Annotated in this window: 19 protein-coding genes; 4 read left to right on the plus strand and 15 right to left on the minus strand. The window is 37.4% G+C overall.

Features of this window, described 5'->3' with window-relative positions; all coding sequences use genetic code 11:
• Positions 1–57: 57 nt before the first annotated feature.
• From BC6307_RS15680 to BC6307_RS15690, 3 genes are all read right to left on the minus strand, one after another.
• The gene (locus BC6307_RS15680) at positions 58–501 is read right to left on the minus strand and encodes a GatB/YqeY domain-containing protein (protein ID WP_066418651.1); all 444 of its coding nucleotides are present in this window, start codon (positions 499–501) and stop codon (positions 58–60) included.
• Positions 502–517: 16 nt separating this feature from the next.
• Positions 518–691 (minus strand): 30S ribosomal protein S21, encoded by a 174-nt coding sequence (gene rpsU / locus BC6307_RS15685; protein ID WP_066418648.1) that lies wholly within the window; start codon positions 689–691, stop codon positions 518–520.
• Positions 692–846: 155 nt separating this feature from the next.
• Positions 847–1,398: a flavin reductase family protein gene (locus tag BC6307_RS15690; RefSeq protein ID WP_066418646.1), complete on the minus strand. Its 552-nt coding sequence runs from the start codon at positions 1,396–1,398 to the stop codon at positions 847–849.
• Between the two features lie 80 nt (positions 1,399–1,478).
• On the opposite strand from BC6307_RS15690, the gene BC6307_RS15695 reads away from it, so the two are divergent.
• A complete protein-coding gene (locus BC6307_RS15695; protein ID WP_066418644.1) occupies positions 1,479–2,399 on the plus strand; it encodes a Na/Pi symporter in 921 nt (306 codons plus the stop codon).
• 74 nt (positions 2,400–2,473) lie between these two features.
• On the opposite strand, the gene deoC is transcribed toward BC6307_RS15695, so the two are convergent.
• Positions 2,474–3,148 (minus strand): deoxyribose-phosphate aldolase, encoded by a 675-nt coding sequence (deoC, locus tag BC6307_RS15700; RefSeq protein ID WP_066418642.1) that lies wholly within the window; start codon positions 3,146–3,148, stop codon positions 2,474–2,476.
• A gap of 202 nt (positions 3,149–3,350) precedes the next feature.
• On the opposite strand from deoC, the gene BC6307_RS15705 reads away from it, so the two are divergent.
• Together BC6307_RS15705 and BC6307_RS15710 are read left to right on the plus strand one after the other, a co-directional pair.
• The gene (locus BC6307_RS15705) at positions 3,351–4,373 is read left to right on the plus strand and encodes a serine hydrolase domain-containing protein (RefSeq protein ID WP_066418635.1); all 1,023 of its coding nucleotides are present in this window, start codon (positions 3,351–3,353) and stop codon (positions 4,371–4,373) included.
• Between the two features lie 315 nt (positions 4,374–4,688).
• Positions 4,689–6,047, plus strand: a complete 1,359-nt coding sequence (locus BC6307_RS15710) for an IS110 family RNA-guided transposase (protein ID WP_066422030.1) — start codon at positions 4,689–4,691, stop codon at positions 6,045–6,047.
• 339 nt (positions 6,048–6,386) lie between these two features.
• On the opposite strand, the gene mtaB is transcribed toward BC6307_RS15710, so the two are convergent.
• From mtaB to lepA, 9 genes are all read right to left on the minus strand, one after another.
• Entirely contained in the window at positions 6,387–7,760 is a 1,374-nt protein-coding gene (mtaB, locus tag BC6307_RS15715) for a tRNA (N(6)-L-threonylcarbamoyladenosine(37)-C(2))-methylthiotransferase MtaB (protein WP_066420975.1), read from the minus strand.
• A 12-nt stretch (positions 7,761–7,772) separates the two neighbouring features.
• Entirely contained in the window at positions 7,773–8,525 is a 753-nt protein-coding gene (locus tag BC6307_RS15720; protein WP_066420974.1) for a 16S rRNA (uracil(1498)-N(3))-methyltransferase, read from the minus strand.
• A gap of 13 nt (positions 8,526–8,538) precedes the next feature.
• A complete protein-coding gene (gene prmA / locus BC6307_RS15725; protein WP_066420968.1) occupies positions 8,539–9,477 on the minus strand; it encodes a 50S ribosomal protein L11 methyltransferase in 939 nt (312 codons plus the stop codon).
• A 21-nt stretch (positions 9,478–9,498) separates the two neighbouring features.
• Positions 9,499–10,620 carry a molecular chaperone DnaJ gene (gene dnaJ / locus BC6307_RS15730; protein ID WP_066420966.1) on the minus strand — a complete coding sequence of 374 codons (1,122 nt, stop codon included), beginning with the start codon at positions 10,618–10,620 and terminating at the stop codon, positions 9,499–9,501.
• Between the two features lie 195 nt (positions 10,621–10,815).
• Entirely contained in the window at positions 10,816–12,657 is a 1,842-nt protein-coding gene (dnaK, locus tag BC6307_RS15735; protein WP_066420964.1) for a molecular chaperone DnaK, read from the minus strand.
• 42 nt (positions 12,658–12,699) lie between these two features.
• A complete protein-coding gene (gene grpE, locus BC6307_RS15740) occupies positions 12,700–13,317 on the minus strand; it encodes a nucleotide exchange factor GrpE (RefSeq protein WP_066420962.1) in 618 nt (205 codons plus the stop codon).
• A 91-nt stretch (positions 13,318–13,408) separates the two neighbouring features.
• Positions 13,409–14,440, minus strand: coding sequence for a heat-inducible transcriptional repressor HrcA (gene hrcA / locus BC6307_RS15745; RefSeq protein WP_066420961.1), 1,032 nt, complete (start codon positions 14,438–14,440; stop codon positions 13,409–13,411).
• A gap of 257 nt (positions 14,441–14,697) precedes the next feature.
• Positions 14,698–15,840, minus strand: coding sequence for a radical SAM family heme chaperone HemW (gene hemW, locus BC6307_RS15750; RefSeq protein WP_066420959.1), 1,143 nt, complete (start codon positions 15,838–15,840; stop codon positions 14,698–14,700).
• A gap of 71 nt (positions 15,841–15,911) precedes the next feature.
• Positions 15,912–17,747 carry a translation elongation factor 4 gene (lepA, locus tag BC6307_RS15755; protein ID WP_066420957.1) on the minus strand — a complete coding sequence of 612 codons (1,836 nt, stop codon included), beginning with the start codon at positions 17,745–17,747 and terminating at the stop codon, positions 15,912–15,914.
• A 337-nt stretch (positions 17,748–18,084) separates the two neighbouring features.
• On the opposite strand from lepA, the gene BC6307_RS15760 reads away from it, so the two are divergent.
• Positions 18,085–19,260 (plus strand): IS256 family transposase, encoded by a 1,176-nt coding sequence (locus BC6307_RS15760; RefSeq protein ID WP_094366035.1) that lies wholly within the window; start codon positions 18,085–18,087, stop codon positions 19,258–19,260.
• A 235-nt stretch (positions 19,261–19,495) separates the two neighbouring features.
• Here the strand turns inward: BC6307_RS15760 and BC6307_RS15765 are convergent, their stop codons facing one another.
• On the minus strand, positions 19,496–19,843 hold the full coding sequence (locus tag BC6307_RS15765) for a DUF3679 domain-containing protein (RefSeq protein ID WP_235858336.1): 348 nt from the start codon (positions 19,841–19,843) through the stop codon (positions 19,496–19,498).
• Between the two features lie 42 nt (positions 19,844–19,885).
• Entirely contained in the window at positions 19,886–21,079 is a 1,194-nt protein-coding gene (gene spoIIP / locus BC6307_RS15770) for a stage II sporulation protein P (RefSeq protein ID WP_066421982.1), read from the minus strand.
• Between the last annotated feature and the right edge of the window lie 13 nt (positions 21,080–21,092).

Below are 21,092 nucleotides of genomic sequence, written 5' to 3' on the forward strand. Positions count from 1 at the left end.
TTTTACCGTGTTTATGAAAAAATAGCACCTTACAAGGTAAGGTGCTATTTTCATTTGTTATGAAAGATGTTGTTGGACAATCCTATTTACGAGGCTTCCATCTGCTTTACCTTTTACTTTCGGCATAAGCGCGCCCATTACTTTACCCATTTCCGCTTTAGAGGAAGCATTTACATCAGCAATTGTTTGTTTCACAATCGCTGTAATTTCTTCTTCTGAAAGCTGTTCTGGCATATAGTGTTCGACAATTTTAATTTCCGCCTGTAATTTATGAACCAAGTCTTCACGACCGGCCTTATCAAATTCTTGGAGGGAGTCTTTACGTTGCTTTAATTCACGAGACAAAACAGTAAGTTCTTCGTCTTCAGACAAATCTTTACCGAGCTTAATTGCTTCATTTTGCAATGTAGATTTTACCATACGAATAACAGAAAGTTTTTCTTTATCCTTATCTCTCATTGCTTGTTTCATATCAGAGTTTAAACGTTCGAGAAGACTCATTACTTACACCCTCTTTTTACCATTTACGCTTTCTAGCAGCTTCAGACTTCTTCTTACGCTTTACGCTAGGCTTTTCATAGAATTCACGCTTTCTCGCTTCTTGTAACGTACCAGTTTTGGAAACTGAGCGTTTGAAACGGCGAAGAGCATCTTCTAACGATTCGTTTTTACGAACTACAGTTTTAGACATTCTAATTCCCTCCCTCCAGAACAACCACTTGCATTATCAACAATAAACATGTTCCAATGAAAAACAATAGAACATGTACTGTTCAAGTATAATATATTCATCTTTTAAGGTCAACATTATTCGCTTAAACAATGAACATTACGTGAATTTGTCCTTTACTTTTTATATAAATCGACGATGGTAGCACGGTCATTTGCAATTAAATATTTGGATCGACCTAAGTATAATGGGATATTCAAATTCTCCCACTGTGGTAAGCCGTCTTGTGTAAATAAGGAAACATCTTTATAAAAGCATGTAATTTCACCGACAAAAAAATCGTGATCGCCGTATGTATTTTGATCAATTACTTTACATTCATAAGCAATATATGCATCTTTCAATATTGGGGCTTCAATTGTCTCGCCTTTTGTAAAAGATAGTTGCGCAAATTTGTCTAAGTTTCCACCTGAATTTGAACCAACAAATTGAATGATTTCCGCCTTTTCTGCAGGTACAAAATTAATCGCAAATTGCTTGCTGTTTTCGATTAAATGGTGCGTGTATCTCTCTTTAGCAACCGCTACTCCGTAAATCGGTGGCTCGTAAGAAATATATGTATGCCAGCCAGCAGCCATTACGTTTCGTTCTCCATTCCATTCAGCTGTCACAATTGCTACCATACCTGGATAGCTATGCATAACTGTATTACCTATCCTTTTTCGCAAATAAAAAACTCCTTTCTTCGTAAACTTCTTGTCATTGATTTTGTACTTGTCCATATATATGGAAGTAGAGGTGGTGTGATTTGATATCTATTATATCGTTATTTGCTGTCTTCTTAGCTATTTTTCTTTTCGGTATGACTTCGATGCGAACAGGACTTTATCATTTATCTGAAAACAAATTACAAGGGTGGTTGCTTGCTGTAACAGACAAGCCATGGAAAGGAATGTTGGTCGGGGCTGGAATAACTGCGATCATTCAAAGTAGTTCGGCTGTTATGGTTATTACAATTGGCTTAGTAGCCGCCGGGTATTTATCATTCTATCAATCGATTGGGGTTATGCTTGGAACAAATATTGGGACAACTATTACAGCTGAACTTATTACTTTTAATATAGATTCGTATATCGTCCCGCTCTTAATAGTTGGGGTACTTTTAATGATATCTAAGAAGAAAGTAATATTTAGTATCGGTACTACCCTTTTTGGGTTAGGCTGTCTTTTTGTTGCAATGAATGGCTTTGAAAAACTAGCTTTTCCACTGTCGGTAATTCCAGCGGTCCAATCATTTATTTTAGAGGCAAACGAAACGGTACTCTTTGGAGCGTTTATCGGGACAGTTCTTACCGCTATTATTCAATCTAGTACTGCTACTATTGGTATTAGTATGAGCTTTCTTACGAATGACATTCTAACCATCCAAACAGGGATTGCCATCATGTTAGGAGCAAACATCGGTACATGTGTAACTGCTATTTTAGCCTGTATCGGCTCCATTAAAGAAGCAAAACTAGTTGCTTTTGCACACGTTTGGTTGAATGTTATTGGAGTGTTAGCGTTTCTTCCCCTTATAAATGGGATGAGTGATATCGTAATGAACCTTGCTTCAAGCCCCGAGGTACAGTTAGCTCATGCAAGTTTAATTTTCAACGTGTTATGTTCTGTAATTGCTTTACCACTTGTAAAGCCGTTCGCAAAGTTTGTCACAAAGCTTCATACGTGAAAAACTCGCTTTGATGAAAGCGAGTTTTTTACATGAAGCGCTTCGTCACGAGAACTCCTGACTAGCGAATGTTTCTAATAATCACTATTAGATTCTAATCCTTTTACAATCGCAATCCCTGCACTAGCTCCAATACGAGTAGCTCCTGCTTCTACCATAGCTCTTGCACCTTCTGTGTCACGAACACCACCGGAAGCCTTAACACCAATTTCTGGTCCAACAGTCTTTCTCATTAGTGCAATATCTTCAATAGTTGCACCACCAGTAGAGAAACCAGTTGACGTTTTTACATAATCAGTTCCAGCTGCAACAGCTAGTTTACAAGCTCTTTCTTTTTCCTCGTCATTTAAAAGGGAGGTTTCAATAATTACTTTCGTTAACGCTTTTCCTTTCGCAGCGTCTACAACTGCGCGAATATCACGTTCAACTAATTCGTCATCGCCATCTTTTAGTGCACCAATATTAATTACCATATCTACTTCCGTTGCACCGTTTTCAATTGCATTCGCTGTTTCAAAAGCTTTTACTTCTGGAGTAGTTGCACCGAGAGGAAAGCCGATAACCGTACAAACTTTTACGCTTTCACTATCCTTTAATAAATCCGCACAAGTTTTTACCCAAGTAGGATTTACGCAAACGGAAGCAAAATTATACTCTTTTGCCTCTTGGCATAGTTTCTCTACCTGTTCTTTCGTTGCATCCGCTTTCAATAATGTATGGTCGATCATATTTGCTAATTCTTGATTCATTTTATGTACTCCTTCCAATTTAAAAGGTCTGACCTCTAACATGATATCATTTATATCAATATTTGTATACTACACAATTATTATTACCCGAAAGAATGAAAAATTTTAATTTAATATTACATATTTACAATCCGTTACGAAAATAATACAATATTGCTAAATATTTCCTAAATATTTTGAATTATTCGCAAAGGGGGATTTAATGAAAAACACAATTTTATTTTTATTCTTTTTTATTTGTTTAGTAGCTGGTGCTTATTTATATTTTATTAACCAACCTAGTAACCAGGAGCTATTGTACAAAGAGCTTGAGAGTAAAGACGGGGTACAAACGATGCTTATTATTAAAAATGGGGAAATTATTGAAGATCACGCTTTTAGAAACTTGCCTTTAGAGCCTCATTCAAATGATTCATTTTATCAAATTAACTCCATAACAAAAAGTATCGTTTCTATTTTAATCGGTATCGCCATTGAAGAAGGATTTATTGAAAGTGTAGAGCAAAGTATTGAGGAATATATACCAGAAATAAGGGATTACGAAAACTACGATCATTTAAAAAAGATAACGATTCATGATGTCCTAACGATGAGAACAGGACTTCAGTGGGAAGTAATTAATGAAAGTACATACAGATCATTCAGCGATCGAATCCCCTACGTATTAAATCAACCTGTCGAAACGGACCCTGGCACCCGTTTTAGTTATAATTCTGGTACTTCTTATCTCTTATCGGTCATTATTGGTAAATCAACTGGGAAGGACGCACTTACTTATGCAGAAGAAAAGCTGTTTAAACCATTGAATATTACGAAATATAGGTGGGGGGAGAATGACAAGGAAGGTAATCCAAATGGAGGCAGAGGAATGTATTTACAACCTTATGATCTAGCAAAGATAGGAACATTGATGCTACATGAGGGAGTATGGGAAGGGAAGCAAATAGTTCCTAGTAATTGGGTGAAAGAAAGTACTAGAACTCAATTGGAATTAATAACTGGAATTTCAGAAGGCTATGGTTACAAATGGTACACCGCTTCTCATAACAACATCTCATATTACTTAGCAAACGGTGCTTACGGTCAACGATTATATGTCATTCCAGAACTAAAAATTGTTGCAGTTTTTACAGCTTCAATAGATGACAGTAAAGATCCTATTTATGAAAAAGCCGTAAAAAGATACATAATTGACGGTCTTGGCTCCGGGAATTATTACGAATAGAAAGAACAAAAGCGCAGGCGCTTCGTTCAGGCCCGTACAAACTGGACTGTTACGGTTGTGATAAAGGAAACACGGCGACGGAGGAGCCGATGTTGACTTATCGTACTTCGGATAAGGGAAGTTTGATAGGGCCTAAGCGCCGGAGCTGGATGTAGCAACACAAAGTTAGTAGTTATCCACAACTTTCCACTTTTATAATTTCCTGGTGTATGAAATAATATTTTCGGACACAAAAAAGTCCCATGACTATGCTACGATTGAAGTACTTAACCAAGTTTACTCAATCACCCACCCATCCAAAGGAGGTCATAGTCAATGAGACTACTTAATGGTAAACAAGGATTAAGAAGAAGTCAATTCGCAAAAGAACTTAGAGGTGCTGATTTAGAGAAAGTATTGATTGTTTCTATCGATGTTTCAAAGGTTTTACAGAAGTCCATGATTCTAAATTATTTTGGAGAAGTCATCCAAACCCCATTTTCCTTTATGGTTAGTCAGGGTGGATTTAGGTATCTTTTTGATAAGATAGAGACTGCTCAAAAGTTTTGTCAAGCAGAAAAGGTTTTTGTAGGTATAGAAGCGACGGGTCATTATTATGAAGATATTGTTCGAATCTTAACAGATGCAGGATATTCTGTTCACATTATTAATCCTGCTTCTACGCACGAAGAACGAAAACAACATCTTACTTATACGAAAACTGATGACATAGATTTGTATTTAATTGCCGAGGCTTTAATTGGTAATAAAGCGACTAATGCTAAACTGCCTACAGGGCATTATAAACAACTCCAACATCTTACACGTGCTAGAAGAAATGAAGTTAACAAACGTTCTCGTATCAAGGTTGAAATTCGTGCTATTCATGATCATATCTGGCGTGAATACCAGGGATATAGCGTTTTAGTGGATGGTAAAGTGAAAACAAAAAACATCTTTAGTGATTTTTGGGGGAAAGCAAGTTTACATCTACTAGTTAACTTTCCGCACGCTTCTCAACTACTAGAATTAGGAGAACTTGGCTTACGCAAATTATCCAAGGAGTACAACTTAAAGTTGCGTAATACCACTATTGAAAAACTACTTTTCGCTGCGAGTGAAAGTGTTTCGAAACCCATCGAAGAACTTTCTAGCGAGCTCTTTATCTTAAAACAAAAGCTTAAGGACTATCAATGGCATACTGAGAACATTAAAGCCTATGAACAAGAAATTGAGCGAATTTTCATTGATACAGACGGCTTGCTTCTCCTAACTGTTCCAGGTATTGGGCTTGTTACAGCTGCCGAAGTTTATTGTGAAATGGGCGATCTTTCGCACTACACCAGTGCTAGTCAACTTATTAAAAAGGCAGGAACAAATCCAACTATTAAGCAATCTGGACCTGAAAAGGGTTATTACGGACAAATTTCTAAACAAGGGAACGCAAACCTAAGAAGAGCCGTTTTCAATGCAGGGAAAACTCTATCCACTCATAATGAGGCTCTAAGACCTTTTTATAAACGCTTAAAAGAAAACGGAAAAAAGACGAGACAAGCCTACATCGCTATGGGAAACAAATTCCTTAAAATTGCATTTGCAATGCTTAAAAATCAGCAACCATTTCAGTGGAATAACCCCACTTATAATTACAAAGAAGAAGTAATTAAAAAGCTCACACTACCAATAGCTGCTTAAAAACAAATATAAATAGGCGTCATTCTTTTGGTTCGAGTGGAGATCGCATCCAGTTTCCTGAGGCTCTGACCTCGACGTTTAGCTTTATCCCACTCGTCCTGTAAATGCGAATCAGTACGTTAAAATAAACTTTGTACTCTATGCCAGAATGCATCAATGCAGACCAAGAAGCGAGTGTATACCCATTTCTGAATCAAGAAAATGACGTCTGTTTCATACTAACTTGGTTAATCGCTACTTGAAAAAAAGTAAATTTCGGTAGGTGTGTTTGAGTTACGCAAAAACTTAAAAAAAGTATTTGACATTGTACGCTAAACGATGAAAAAAGCTCCTAATTGTTTAGGAGCTTAATTTTACATCTTCTATTCTTTCATTAATAGAAGTAAGGTCATCTTCTAAAACACGTAAAAATTGACCTTCATTATATGGGTAACCAGCCTTTGTGATTTTCACTCTAACTAGTTTACCAACCATTTCTTCACTTGCCTCAAAGACAACCTTTAAATAGTTATCTGTATAACCAACATATAAATTGCTATTCGGCTCTTCTTTAAATTTCTCTTCCGGAATTACTTCTAATACTTCATTTTCAAAAATAGAAGCGTATTCCTTTGCTAATTGATCAGATAGAGAAATTAAACGATGAACTCGTTCATTTTTCACTTCTTCGTCAATCTGGTCTTCCATTCTAGCCGCTGGTGTTCCTGTACGTTTAGAATATGGGAAAACGTGAAGCTCAGAAAACTTATGTTCTTTAATAAAGTTATATGTTTCCATAAATTCTTCTTCTGTTTCACCCGGGAATCCAACAATTACGTCAGATGTAACAGCTAGGCCAGGTAGTGCTTCTTTTAGACGTGTTAATCTTTCCGCAAAAAATTCCATTGAATATTTTCTTCTCATTCGCTTTAATACAGTATCGGAACCTGATTGAAGCGGAATATGGAGATGACGAACGACCATTTTTGAATTCCTTAAAACTTCTATTACTTCATCTGTAATTTGGCTTGCTTCAATGGAAGAAATACGGATTCGTTTTAAGCCTTTTACTTGCTCTTCTAAATCGCGAAGAAGCATGGCTAAGTTATAATCTTTTAAGTCTTCTCCGTATCCTCCAGTATGAATACCAGTTAAAACGATTTCCTTATAACCTGCATCCACTAATTGTTGTGCTTGTTTTACAACTTCTTTTGGATCACGAGAACGCATTAACCCACGAGCCCATGGAATAATACAAAATGTACAGAAATTGTTACATCCTTCTTGAATTTTAAGGGATGCACGTGTACGGTCTGTAAATGCCGGTACATCTAACTCCTCATAAACACGAGATTTCATAATGTTACCAACACCATTAATCGGTTGGCGCTCTTGTTTGTATTGTTCAATGTACTCTAACATTTTCACACGGTCTTGTGTTCCAACAACAATATCAACACCTGGGATTGCCATAATTTCTGCCGGAGATGTTTGTGCATAACAGCCTGTTACACAAATAACCGCATCCGGATTTTTACGAATGGCACGTCTAATAACTTGACGACTTTTTTTATCTCCCGTATTTGTAACGGTACATGTATTAATAACGTAAACATCTGCAGTTTGTTCATATTCTACACGGTCGTATCCTTCCGCTTTAAATAGCTGCCAAATTGCTTCTGTTTCATAATGGTTTACTTTACAACCTAATGTATGAAATGCGACAGTCGACATTTCCCGCTCACCTCACAGTAATTCAAATTGATACGAAATAGCAGCAAGTCCGTAAAGAGGTGCTGTTTCCGTACGTAGTATGCGTGGACCTAACGCACAGCTTATAAATCCATGCTCTTTTAATTTATCAACTTCTTTTTCCGTTAAGCCACCTTCTGGCCCAACAACAAGAAGAATGGATTCGTTCGGTTTTATCTTTTGTAAAGTTGTCGCAAAAGCAGATTTTTCTCCAACCTTCGCATCCTCTTCATAGGCTACTATTTTATAGTCCCATTCTTTACTTTTCTCCATTAGCTGTTGAAAAGTGAGAGGAGTCTCTACTTTAGGAATAAAGGAACGATGTGATTGCTCTGCAGCCTCTTTGGATATTTTGTTCCAGCGGTCTACTTTTTTTGGACCTTTTTTTTCATCCCACTTAACGATTGAACGAGCAGCAATAAAAGGGATAAAATGATGAGCACCTAATTCTGTCCCTTTTTGGATAACCAATTCTAATTTATCCCCTTTAGGCAACCCGTTCGCAATTGCCACACGAACAGGTAATTCGCTTGTGGTCTCCAACCATTTTACAACATCTACCTGGACTGTATCACTGGTAATTTCGACTATTTTTGCGTGAGCAGTTTTCCCGGATTCTGAACATGAGCATAAAAGTTCATCTCCAGTTTTCATCCGTAAAACACGAGTAATATGATGAACGTCATCTCCCACTATTACAATGTTATTATCATTTATTTGGTCGTTGCTAATAAAATAACGTTGCATCATGTTCCCTCACTTATCTTTTTTTCGCAATAAAAGCAACCCAGTCTTCCATCATCATCGTTTCTTGTATTGTAAAACCGACTTTTTCTAAATTTTCCTTTACTTCTTGCTTTTTTGTATGAATAATTCCAGATGAAATAAATGTACCACCTGGTGTTAACAGATTGTATACATCATCTGTGAATCGTAAAATAACTTCGGCCAATATGTTTGCTACTACTACATCTACCGGTCCTTTTACACCATTTAATAAATTACCTTGACGTACTGTAACGGTATTTTGAGCTTTATTTAACTTAATATTAAGTTTAGCTGCATCTACAGCCACTTCATCTAAGTCTAATGCGAGCACTTCTTTTGCGTCTAACATTGCTGCAGCGATAGACAATACACCAGAACCGGTACCTACATCGACTACCTTTTCATTCCCTTTGATTGTATCTTCTAACGCTTGAATACAAAGAACAGTTGTCGGGTGAGTACCTGTACCAAAGGCCATTCCTGGATCTAATTCAATAATTTTTTCATCAGTGCTAACAGGTTCGTACGTTTCCCACGTAGGAACAATAGTAAATTTTTCTGAAATTTTTACGGGGTTATAATATTTTTTCCATGCAGTAGCCCATTCTTCTTCATTGACCTCACTAATTGAGATGTTGTTTAGCCCTAAGTCAATATCAAAAAGTAGTAAATTGTTAATAGACTCTTTAATAGCATCTACTGTTTCACCTAAGAAACTGTTCACTGGCAAATAGGCTTTAATAATAACACCTTCTGTTGGAAAATCATCAGGATTGAGTTGATAGATTTCTCCATACATATCTTCACGTTCTTTCGTTAATTCAAATGGGTCCTCAATCACCACACCACTCGCACCAGATTCATGCAAAATGTTCGAAATCGGTTCAACTGCTTCATTTGTTGTATGGATACTAATTTCCGACCATTTCATACTACCAACTCCAATCCTTCGTTATTCTCCTTTAAAAGCCCGCTTCATTTTAGCAAAAAAGCTATCAGCTTGTTCATCAGGGGTTTGACCGCTAATTTCTGCAAATTCACGTAATAATTGTTTTTGTTTTTCCGTTAGATTTGTCGGTGTTACGACGCGGATGCGGATATGTTGATCTCCTTGTCCGTAACCTCTAACATTTTGAATTCCTTTTCCACGTAAACGGAAGTTTGTACCTGTTTGCGTGCCTGCAGGAATTTTTAATTTTACTTTTCCATGTAGAGTTGGAACTTCCACTTCATCGCCTAGTGCAGCCTGCGCATAAGTTATCGGCATTTCACAATATACATCGTCGCCATCTCTTTCAAAAAATTCATGTTCACGTACTTGGAAAACGATATATAAGTCACCTGGAGGTCCACCGTTTATTCCAGCTTCCCCTTTACCTGCAACACGTAATTGTTGTCCATCATCGATACCAGCTGGTACTTTCACAGAAATTTTGTTGCGCTTCTTCACGCGGCCATTACCGCCACAAGAAGTACATTTATTAGGAATTGACTTACCTGTTCCTTGACAGCTAGAACATGTTCTTCTATTTACAATGCGACCAAATGGTGTATTTTGTTCGACACTTTCTTGCCCAGTTCCACGACAGTGTGAACAAGTCTCAACCTTCGTACCTGGTTTAGCACCTGTACCATTACATGTATCACAGCTTTCTTCTACAGGTATTTCAATATCAGTATTCTTTCCAAATGCCGCTTCTTCAAACGAAATAGTCATCGTATATTGCAAATCAGATCCTTGGCGAGGCGCGTTTGGATCACGTCGACGACGACCACCACCTCCAAAGAAAGTGTCAAAAATATCTTCAAAGCCAAAGCCACCAAAATCAGCTCCGCCGCCTCCGAACCCTTGATTTGGATCCGCATGACCAAACTGATCATAATGAGCTTTTCTTTGATCGTCACTTAACACTTCATAAGCTTCTTTCACTTCTTTGAATTTCTCTGCAGCATCTGCATCTGGATTAATATCTGGATGGTATTTCTTTGAAAGCTTTCTGTATGCCTTTTTTATCTCCTCTTTAGAGGCGCTTTTACTCACACCGAGCACTTCATAGTAATCGCGTTTACTCATTAATACCCACTCCCGATTATTCACATAAAGGTTATTGTATCTCACCTGTATTATGTTTTGCAATAAAAATAGTTGACTGATATGACATAAGGGTGAGAATGTGACTTTTATTTAAATGTTCTTTATATTAAGGTTTCCCTCCAACATGAAAAAGAAAGTCAAAGCTCCCGCTTTGACTTTCTATATAGTTGTAGCTTACTTCTTGTCGTCGTTCACTTCTTCAAATTCTGCATCGACAACATTGTCATCTGCATTTCCACCTGCTTGAGCACCTGCATCAGCACCTTGTGCTTGCTGTGCAGCTTGTTGTGCTTGCTCGTAAAGCTTCATAGAAAGTTGTTGCACGATTTCTTGAAGAGCATCTTTCTTTGTACGAATCTCAGCTAAATCGTTCTTTTCGATTGCAGCTTTTAATTCTTCTTTAGCATCTTCAGCTTTTTTCACTTCTGCTTCGTCTACTTTACCTTCAAGGTCTTTTAACGTTTTTTCAGTAGTGAATACTAATTGATCCGCTTCGTTACGAAGTTCAACTTCTTCTTTACGCTGTTTGTCAGCTTCAGCATTCTCTTCTGCTTCTTTCACCATACGTTCTACTTCTTCGTCAGAAAGTCCTGTACTAGACTTAATCGTAATAGCTTGCTCTTTATTTGTACCTAAATCTTTTGCACGTACGTTTACGATACCATTTTTATCAATATCAAAAGTAACTTCGATTTGAGGTACTCCACGTGGAGCTGGTGGAATATCCGTTAGTTGGAAACGACCTAACGTTTTATTATCAGCTGCCATTTGACGCTCCCCTTGAAGAACATGGATATCTACAGCTGTTTGGCTGTCAGCAGCAGTTGAGAACACTTGAGATTTACTTGTTGGAATCGTAGTATTTCTTTCAATAAGTTTTGTAAATACGCCGCCCATTGTTTCAATACCTAAAGATAGTGGTGTTACGTCTAATAATACAACGTCTTTCACATCACCAGTTAAAACTCCACCTTGAACAGCAGCACCAAGTGCAACCACTTCGTCAGGGTTTACACCTTTATGTGGATCTTTTCCTGTTTCCTTTTTAATTGCATCTTGTACAGCTGGGATACGAGTAGATCCACCAACAAGAATTACTTTATCAAGCTCAGAAGCACTAATTCCAGCATCTGATAATGCCTGGCGAACTGGCTTCATCGTACGTTCTACTAAATGAGCAGTTAACTCATCAAATTTTGCACGTGTTAATGTTAATTCTAAATGTAATGGTCCCGCTTCACCAGCAGTTATGAATGGTAAAGAAATTTGAGTGCTAGACACACCAGATAAGTCTTTCTTCGCTTTTTCAGCAGCGTCTTTTAAACGTTGTAACGCCATTTTATCTTTAGAAAGATCAATACCATTTTCTTTTTTGAATTCAGCTACTAAGTGGTCAATTACTACTTGGTCAAAATCATCTCCACCTAGACGGTTATCACCAGCTGTTGAACGAACTTCGAATACTCCGTCTCCTAATTCAAGGATGGATACGTCGAAAGTTCCTCCACCAAGGTCATAAACTAGAATTGTTTGGTCCTCTTCCATTTTGTCTAGGCCGTATGCTAACGCTGCAGCAGTTGGCTCATTAATAATACGTTCTACTTCTAAACCAGCGATTCTACCAGCATCTTTTGTAGCTTGACGCTCAGCATCATTAAAGTAAGCAGGAACTGTAACTACCGCTTTCGTTACAGGCTCTCCTAAATACTCTTCTGCATAGCTTTTTAAATGTTGAAGAATAATAGCAGAAAGTTCTTGAGGTGTAAATTGTTTACCTTCAACCTCTTCTTTATGATCTGTACCCATATGACGTTTAATAGACATAATTGTGTTAGGGTTTGTAATTGCTTGACGTTTTGCAACTTCCCCAACTTGTCTTTCACCATTTTTAAATGCGATAACAGATGGCGTTGTTCGATTTCCCTCAGGGTTAGGAATAACTTTTGGTTCGCCACCTTCAAGGACAGCAACACAAGAGTTTGTAGTTCCTAAGTCTATACCAATAATTTTGCTCATCTTGATTTCCTCCTATAGCTCTTATCTTTATGTAAATGAAGTTTATTGAGAAACTTTAACCATTGCAGGTCGAATAACACGATCTTTTAGAATATATCCTTTTTGGAATACTTCAACAACCGTATTTGACTCATGCTCTTCATCTTCTACAGTCATTACTGCTTGATGAACGTTCGGATCAAATTGCTTTCCTACCGCCTCAATAGCTTCCACACCTTCTGTTTTCAATGCTTCTACTAGTTGGCGATGAACCATTTCTACCCCTTGAAGGATTGATTTAACTTTTTCATCATCAGTGTTGACTTGTAATGCTCTTTCAAAATTATCTAGCGCAGGTAATATGTCAGTTACTAAATTTTGCGCACGATATTTTTGAGCAGCTTCTTGGTCAAGTCTTACTCTTCTTCTAAAGTTATCAAAGTCTGCTTGAAGTCGGAGAATACGATTCTCACTATCTTCTAATTTATTTTCCAGCTCAGCAATACGTTCCTTTGCACTTGCTAGTTCAGCATCTTCATTAGAGTTTAGAGCTTCTTCTTCGCTTACAACTTGCTCTTGCTCTTCCGTAAGCTCATTTGTTTCTTCAACAATTTCTACTGTATTATCTTTTTCTATTGTCAATGGTTTCACCTCCCTTAAAAGAAATAATAATTTTACCATTCTTCTCTATATTTTGTAAAATAATTGAATAAAACAGACGTGGATAAGTAAGGGTGTTTCCCTTACCTACCCCTATTCAATATTTCCAACGCTAACCTTTTTGATACAAGGAAGAGACTGCATTCGTCAAATCGGAACTTACTAGTTTCAATAGACTAACTACTCGTGCATACTCCATTCTAGTTGGTCCGAGTATTGCAATCGTTCCTAATTGTTCCGGACCAATTGAGTATGTAGCAGTAATGAGACTACAATTTTCTAGCCCTTCCATGTTAGTTTCACTTCCGATTTTTATATTAAGGCCAGCTTCTTTCGCACGGATGAGTTGATATAAGTCTTTCCCTTGCTCAATTAACAGCATTAGTGATTTGACTTTATTAATATCATTAAATTCAGGTAATGAAAGCATATTTGTTTTACCACTAGTAAAGATGTTTTGTGTATCATTAATTTGCAATGTAGAATTTAACGATTCCATTACTAGCTCATAGTTACTTATATGTGAGCGTAGTATAGTTGCTACTTCTTTATACAGTTTGTTCGTTAATTCTACTAGCGGAGCCCCTACTAGACGATCGTTTAATATGTTTACCATTTTTTCAATATCTGATGGTGAAACATTCGTCGGAAACGTTATCGTTCTATTTTCGACATGACCTGTATCTGTTACGAAAATTGCTACAGCTTTATCATTGCTGATAGGAACGATTTGAAGTCTCTTTAGCTTATTTTCATGAACAGCCGGACCTAATACAATGGATGTGTATTGGGTTAAATCAGACAAAATTTGCGCTGATTTTTGGATAACTTTTTCTAACTCATAAATTTGTTCTCGAAATAATGATTTTACTTCTGATACTTCGCGTACCGATAGTCGGTCTGGAGATAACAAATGATCGACATAGTAACGATATCCTCTTTCAGAAGGAACACGACCTGAAGAAGTGTGAGGTTTCTCAATAAAGCCTAATTCTTCTAAGTCTGCCATCTCATTTCGGATCGTTGCAGAACTAAACGTTATTTCTTCTTTTTTCGACAACGTTCTGGAGCCAACCGGTTGTGCAGAACGGATAAAGTCGTCAATAATTACTTGTAATACTAACAACTGGCGTTCCGTTAACACGTTTCATCACCTCTGTTAGCACTCCTAAACATCGAGTGCTAATTCTATAATTAAATTACCAAAATGCCATTACTCTGTCAATGGATATGCAATATGATTTATTGTTAAATTTGAATGGTTCTGCCCTGAAAATAGGTTGGAGTTATGATTTAATCCGTTCCTCTTCGCTACGAGTCACTCACGGTTCTAAACTGTAAGAGTCTTCACTCTAATTTCATATTACATGGTGCAAGCTTTACTATCGCGGAGGTCTTCCCTTAATTTACCCCAATAAATGATTGGAACACTTCGTTTCCGAGAAATTTACCCTTTTTCGTAAGAGAAAGTTGGTCGCCGTTCCACTGCAATAAGCCTTTTTCTATATGCTCTTGAATTTCTTTTGAAAAAACATCATCGAGTGCCTTACCGAATTTTTCCTTAAAATGACCTTTGGATACCCCTTCTGTTTTTCTTAAGCCGAGGAACATTTCTTCTTCCATTTGTTCTTGAACTGTTACATTATGTTCTTCTTTATAAGGAAAACCTGTTTCATCAATTGATTTCATGTAATGTGTTAGCGGACCAACATTAGCTCTTCGGACTCCTTGAACATAGCTATGCGCACCGGCACCAATGCCGTAATATTGTTCGTTCGCCCAATAGGTGATATTGTGCCTGCTCTCCAGTCCTACTTTAGCAAAATTACTTATTTCATATTGATGATAGTTATGCTTGGCCATTTCTTCCAATAATACTTCATACATACGTGCTTCCTCTTCTTGTGATGGTAGCGGAAGTTTACCTTTATTCATTAAATTATAAAAGACTGTTTTTGGCTCAATAATTAATGAGTATGCAGAATAATGCTCCATTTCCAGCGCAAGAGCGGTTTTTAGCGTTTCTTCAAAATCTTCTACTGTTTGATCTGGTAAGCTATAAATAAGGTCAATACTAATATTTTCAAACCCTACTTCCCTTGCATTTGTGATCGATTGAAAAACATCTTTTGCTCGATGAGAACGTCCAATTCTTTTTAACAACTCATCGTTAAAACTTTGTACTCCGAAGCTTAGGCGATTAACGTGGAAATCTTTTAACACCTTTAGTTTATCGTTAGTTAAGTCTCCAGGGTTAGCTTCAAATGTAAATTCCACCGTATCTTTTTGAAATGGTAGATGCTCATGAATGGATGTTAAAAATACTTCGAGCTGACTAGCAGATAAGGAAGTTGGCGTTCCTCCCCCTACAAAAATAGTATCGAGGTTTTCTGTAGGGAATCTTTCCACCGTTTTTTTCATTTCTACATCCATTTGTTGCAAGTATTCGTCCACCGGCTGGTTTTTTAAAAACACTTTATTAAAGTCACAATAGTGACAAATATGCTCACAAAAGGGTATATGCAAATAGGCAGCTTTTATCACTTATCTCACACTTTCTTGTTTAGATTATATATAGAAAAAACCGCAGTTGAATTCTGCGGTGTTTTTCCGTTTTACTTTTTGCTGTTGCTATCGTCCATTTTAAGTACTGCCATAAATGCTTCTTGTGGCACTTCTACGGAACCAACAGATTTCATTCGTTTTTTACCTTCTTTTTGTTTCTCTAATAATTTACGTTTACGAGAGATATCTCCACCGTAACATTTCGCTAATACGTTTTTACGCATTGCTTTAATAGTAGAACGAGCAACAATTTTTTGTCCGATGGCCGCCTGTATCGGCACTTCGAATTGCTGTCTTGGAATAAGATCTTTTAGTTTTTCAACAATTACTTTTCCACGTTCGTAAGCGGCATCGCGGTGAACGATAAAGGAAAGTGCATCTACATATTCAGCGTTTAATAAAATATCCATCTTCACAAGCTTAGACGGTTTGTAACCAATTAATTCGTAATCAAAAGATGCATACCCTTTTGTATTAGATTTTAATTGATCGAAGAAGTCATATACGATTTCTGCTAACGGAATTTCGTATATAATGCTTACACGTTTTTCATCTAAATATTGCATATCAATAAAGTTTCCGCGTTTATCTTGGCATAGTTCCATAACCGCTCCTACATAATCATTCGGAACCATAATAGTAGCTTTTACGTAAGGTTCTTCTACACGGTCAATAGATTGTGGATCTGGCATGTTAGATGGGTTATCGACTCTTAATTCTTCACCATCTGTTAAGAAAACGTTGTAAATAACAGATGGTGCTGTCGTAATAAGATCAATATTAAATTCACGTTCAATTCTTTCCTGAATAATTTCCATGTGTAATAAACCTAAAAACCCACAACGGAATCCAAACCCTAATGCTTGAGAAGTTTCTGGCTCATATTGTAACGCAGAGTCATTTAGTTCTAATTTTTCTAAAGCATCACGTAGATCGTTAAACTTAGCAGAGTCAATTGGATATAGTCCACAGAATACCATTGGATTTAATTTACGATAACCTGGTAACGGTTCTGTTGCACCGTTTTTCGCACTCGTTATCGTATCCCCAACACGAGTGTCTCCAACATTTTTAATAGACGCTGTTAAAAAACCTACATCTCCAACTGTTAGCTCATCGAGTTGTAACGGTTTTGGGGTAAATACACCGACTTCATTAACTTCAAACTCTTTTCCTGTTGCCATCATTTTTATTTTGTCTCCTACTTTAACAGTACCTTCGACAACACGAATATAGGCAACTACACCTCGGTAAGGGTCAAATAACGAGTCAAAAATCAAAGCTTTTAAAGGTGCTTCTGGGTCACCTTCTGGAGCTGGTATTTTTTGAACAGCTTGTTCTAAAATGTCTTCAATCCCGATACCAGCTTTCGCACTTGCTAAAACAGCTTCAGATGCATCTAAACCGATAACATCTTCAATTTCTTGACGAACACGCTCAGGCTCTGCGCTCGGAAGGTCTATTTTGTTAATAACCGGCATAATTTCAAGATTGTTATCTAGTGCTAAATATACATTCGCTAACGTTTGGGCTTCGATACCTTGTGCTGCATCAACTACTAATATAGCCCCTTCACAAGCAGCTAAGCTTCGCGATACTTCATAAGTAAAATCGACGTGTCCCGGTGTATCAATAAGGTGGAAAATATATGTTTCTCCATCCTTTGCTTTATATCTAAGCTGAACAGCATTTAACTTAATCGTAATGCCTCGCTCACGCTCTAAGTCCATAGAATCAAGTAATTGGGCTTTCATTTCACGCTGCGTTAAGGCAGATGTTTTTTCTAGTATTCGGTCAGCTAAGGTAGATTTTCCATGGTCAATATGAGCAATAATGGAAAAATTTCTTATTTTCGACTGACGTTCTAATCTTTCTTCTCTATTCATCACGTTCACTCCTACATAATCGGCAACATACAGTACAATTGATTATATCAATATTAATTTTTAGAATCAATGAAATTTATAGGCTCCCGTCAACTGGATACATTTACCTATTTCGTTTGAAGGTGCTGGCGCGCTCCGCTTTCGTTTTATTTGCGATAACTACGTTTTATTTGCGATAACTACGTTTTATTTGCGATAACTACGTTTTATTTGCGATAACTACGTTTTATTGATGATGTATAAAAGTATGTGTAAGTCCTTTTGCTAGACAAATAAAAAAGGACAAAGTACTCTCTGAGTTATCACCACAATAACCTTTGAGAGGAGTACTTTATCCATGTCTCATTTTAACACAGATAAATTAGATTTAGCCACTATCTTAAAAATCTCCATGCAGGATCTCCTAAAGGAGAAAATAGAAACTATCTTGCGTGAGGAAATCAAGAGTGTACTAGAGAACGAACCTGTCGGAGAAGGAAATTCGCGTAACGGATACTATCCGAGGACTCTCGACACCATGTATGGCCGCGTTGAAGATTTGGCTGTTCCCCGTGATCGTAAGGGAGAGTTCACAACTAATATGTTTGAGCCTTATCAGAGGCGAATGGTTGCAGTAGATGAGCTCGTTGTTCAACTTTATCAACACGGGGTTGGAGTCCGTCAGGTAGGGAGCATCTTGAAAAACTTGCTTGGGGAACAATATTCCCCTGGCACCATATCGAATATCACATCTGCCGTGATGGAGGATGTGATTGAATGGCAGAACCGCCCTTTAAAGGAGCGCTATTGTGCTTTATTTCTTGATGCTTTATTTGTAAAGATTCGTAGAGATACAGTAGCCAAAGAAGCTGTCTATATTGTTCTAGGAATTACTCCGGAAGGCCACAGGGAAATCCTTGGTTTTTATGTAGGAGGAATAGAATCTTCAAATGGTTGGAAGGAAATCCTCCAGGACCTGCGCAACAGAGGAGTACAGGAAGTACTGCTAGGCGTTTTTGACGGACTGACTGGTCTCGAAGAGGCATTTCGTTCCATCTTTCCAAAAGCTGATGTTCAACGTTGTGTAATACACAAGGTCCGTTCCACTATGAATAAAGCACGTAAGAAGGATCAAGCTGAGCTAAGTACTGATTTTAAAAAAGTCTATACATCAAGCACATACGAAGAAGCTGAGAAAGCGTTCGGAGAGCTCAGGGAGAAATGGAAAAAGCGCTACAGTCGAGAAATAGCTTCTTGGGAAGAAGACCTTCCAGTACTCTTAACCTTTTTACGCTACCCTGAGGATGTCCAAAAGTACATCTACACTACAAATCTTATTGAGCGTACCATTAAGGAAATCCGCAAGAGGTTAAAAACCATGAATAGCCTGCCTAACATTGAAGCAGCTGAAAAGATTACGTACCTGACCTCTATCGACTATAACGAGCGCTGGTCAAGAAGAAAACTAAGTGGATTCGGCCTAGCTCATGATCAAATATTAAAAATGTTTGAGGAGCGGTATCCCAAAGCCTAAAAGTGGAGGATTCAGGCAGCCGCGGCTGCCTGAATCCTCCACTAACAAAGACATATAACTCATTGAGTACAAATGCTTACACATAATTATTGACAGTACCGTTTTATTTGCGATAACTACGTTTTATTTGCGATAACTACGTTTTATTTGCGATAACTACGTTTTATTTGCGATAACTACGTTTTATTTGCGATAACAAAAAAGTTCCTACGCAAAGCGTGGAACTTTTTTACAATTATAACTCTTTTACTTTTTCAACCGAATCTTGAATCACTTTCCCTACTGCATTCGTAACTCCGTCAGCAAGTTTTTTCCCCATCGAGGAATAAAAGTTATGTGATTTAATTTGCTCTAACTTTTGTTGCTTTGCCTCTATATCTTGTTTCGTTCCTTCTGCACCTAACAGCGTTCGCTTTTCACCATCTTCTTTTTCAAAAATGTGAAAAGGTTGTCCACCCGAAGTATCGCCTTCAACACCTTGCATTTTTTTCATTCCTTCATTCGCTTGACCTATTCCTAAAAGCACTCCAAGAAATAACACAAGCGCGATAAATGTACACTTTAGCATAAATCTTTTCATCATACTTGTTCGCACCTCACAAATTAGAATGTAGGAGAGATCATTTTATTGTCCTTCTCCTTGTGGTGTTCCATCTACTTTTTCAGCCTGCCAGTAGAACTCGCTGAACACATCCGCAAATGCTTCTACTGTCCGATACATTTCTTCAAATGTATTTTCTACTCCGCCGATTTCAATAAGAATGGAATTTTCAGATAAGTCTTGGTTGTAGACACCATTTACGCTACCTTTAGGAACAAAAGATCCTCTACTAACTCCTGGATATTTTTCCTCGAATAACTCGTGCAATTCAGCAACTAATCTTTCATTCTTTTCATAGTTAGGGTTGTTCTTCCCAATTACAAACATAACTCTTGCATATTTTTCACCATTCAGATCAATAGTTGTAATATCTTTCCCTTGAGAATCTCTATGAATATCAATGAAATATTGTAAATCACGATTAGAGGCCATTGCTTCTTTTACTACTGGCCTAGACGCATTATAAGCTTGTCCAAAGACCCAGCCTCGTTTATTTAAGTCTTCCATAATATCTTTTGTTTCAAACTGTGCTCCGACACCACGTGTTTCGAGCTCGGTTTTTAATCTTTCACCTAACCTTGTTACATTTACTTGTGAATGATAGGCACGATCAGCTTCTGTAACACCTTCTAAATACGGTAAAAATGATTCTGTATTATGCGTGTTATAAATATAAACAACCTTACGATCACCAGTATTATTAGCTGGAGGAGTAGTGTTCCCCTCACCTGTTGAATCTTCTTCTTCAAGATTTATAATAGCAGCCTCTCGTTCAGCCATCATTACATCACGAGGAGGAGGTGACTCAAATGGTAAATTTGTATAATTTGTTCCTTGACCAGCGATTAGTATTTCTCCATCATATTGCCTAAAACCAGGAATTTCCCCTCGAATTAAACTACGTGGATCGTCTAAATTTAAACTTGTCGTTAATTGAAAAAGCGCTGATACATAATTTGGCTTTTTCACACCTTCAGAAATTCCTTGGGTAAAATAAGCATTTTCGTATCCAAAAATAAATAATAGTGACTCTCCAGAAAATCGTTTTGAAAACTCATTTATAGCCGAGAACGTTACTCGGTACTCTGGTTTTAAGGAGGTTAATAATCCGGATACCGCGAAAATTAACATAAAGCCTGCGATGATTGCTACGATTGTTTTTTTAATGCTTGTCCCATTTATTGTTACGACGACGCTTGAGGAGCGGTAGCCCTTCATGAAAAATACTCAC

Source organism: Sutcliffiella cohnii (assembly GCF_002250055.1).
GTDB lineage: Bacteria > Bacillota > Bacilli > Bacillales > Bacillaceae_I > Sutcliffiella > Sutcliffiella cohnii.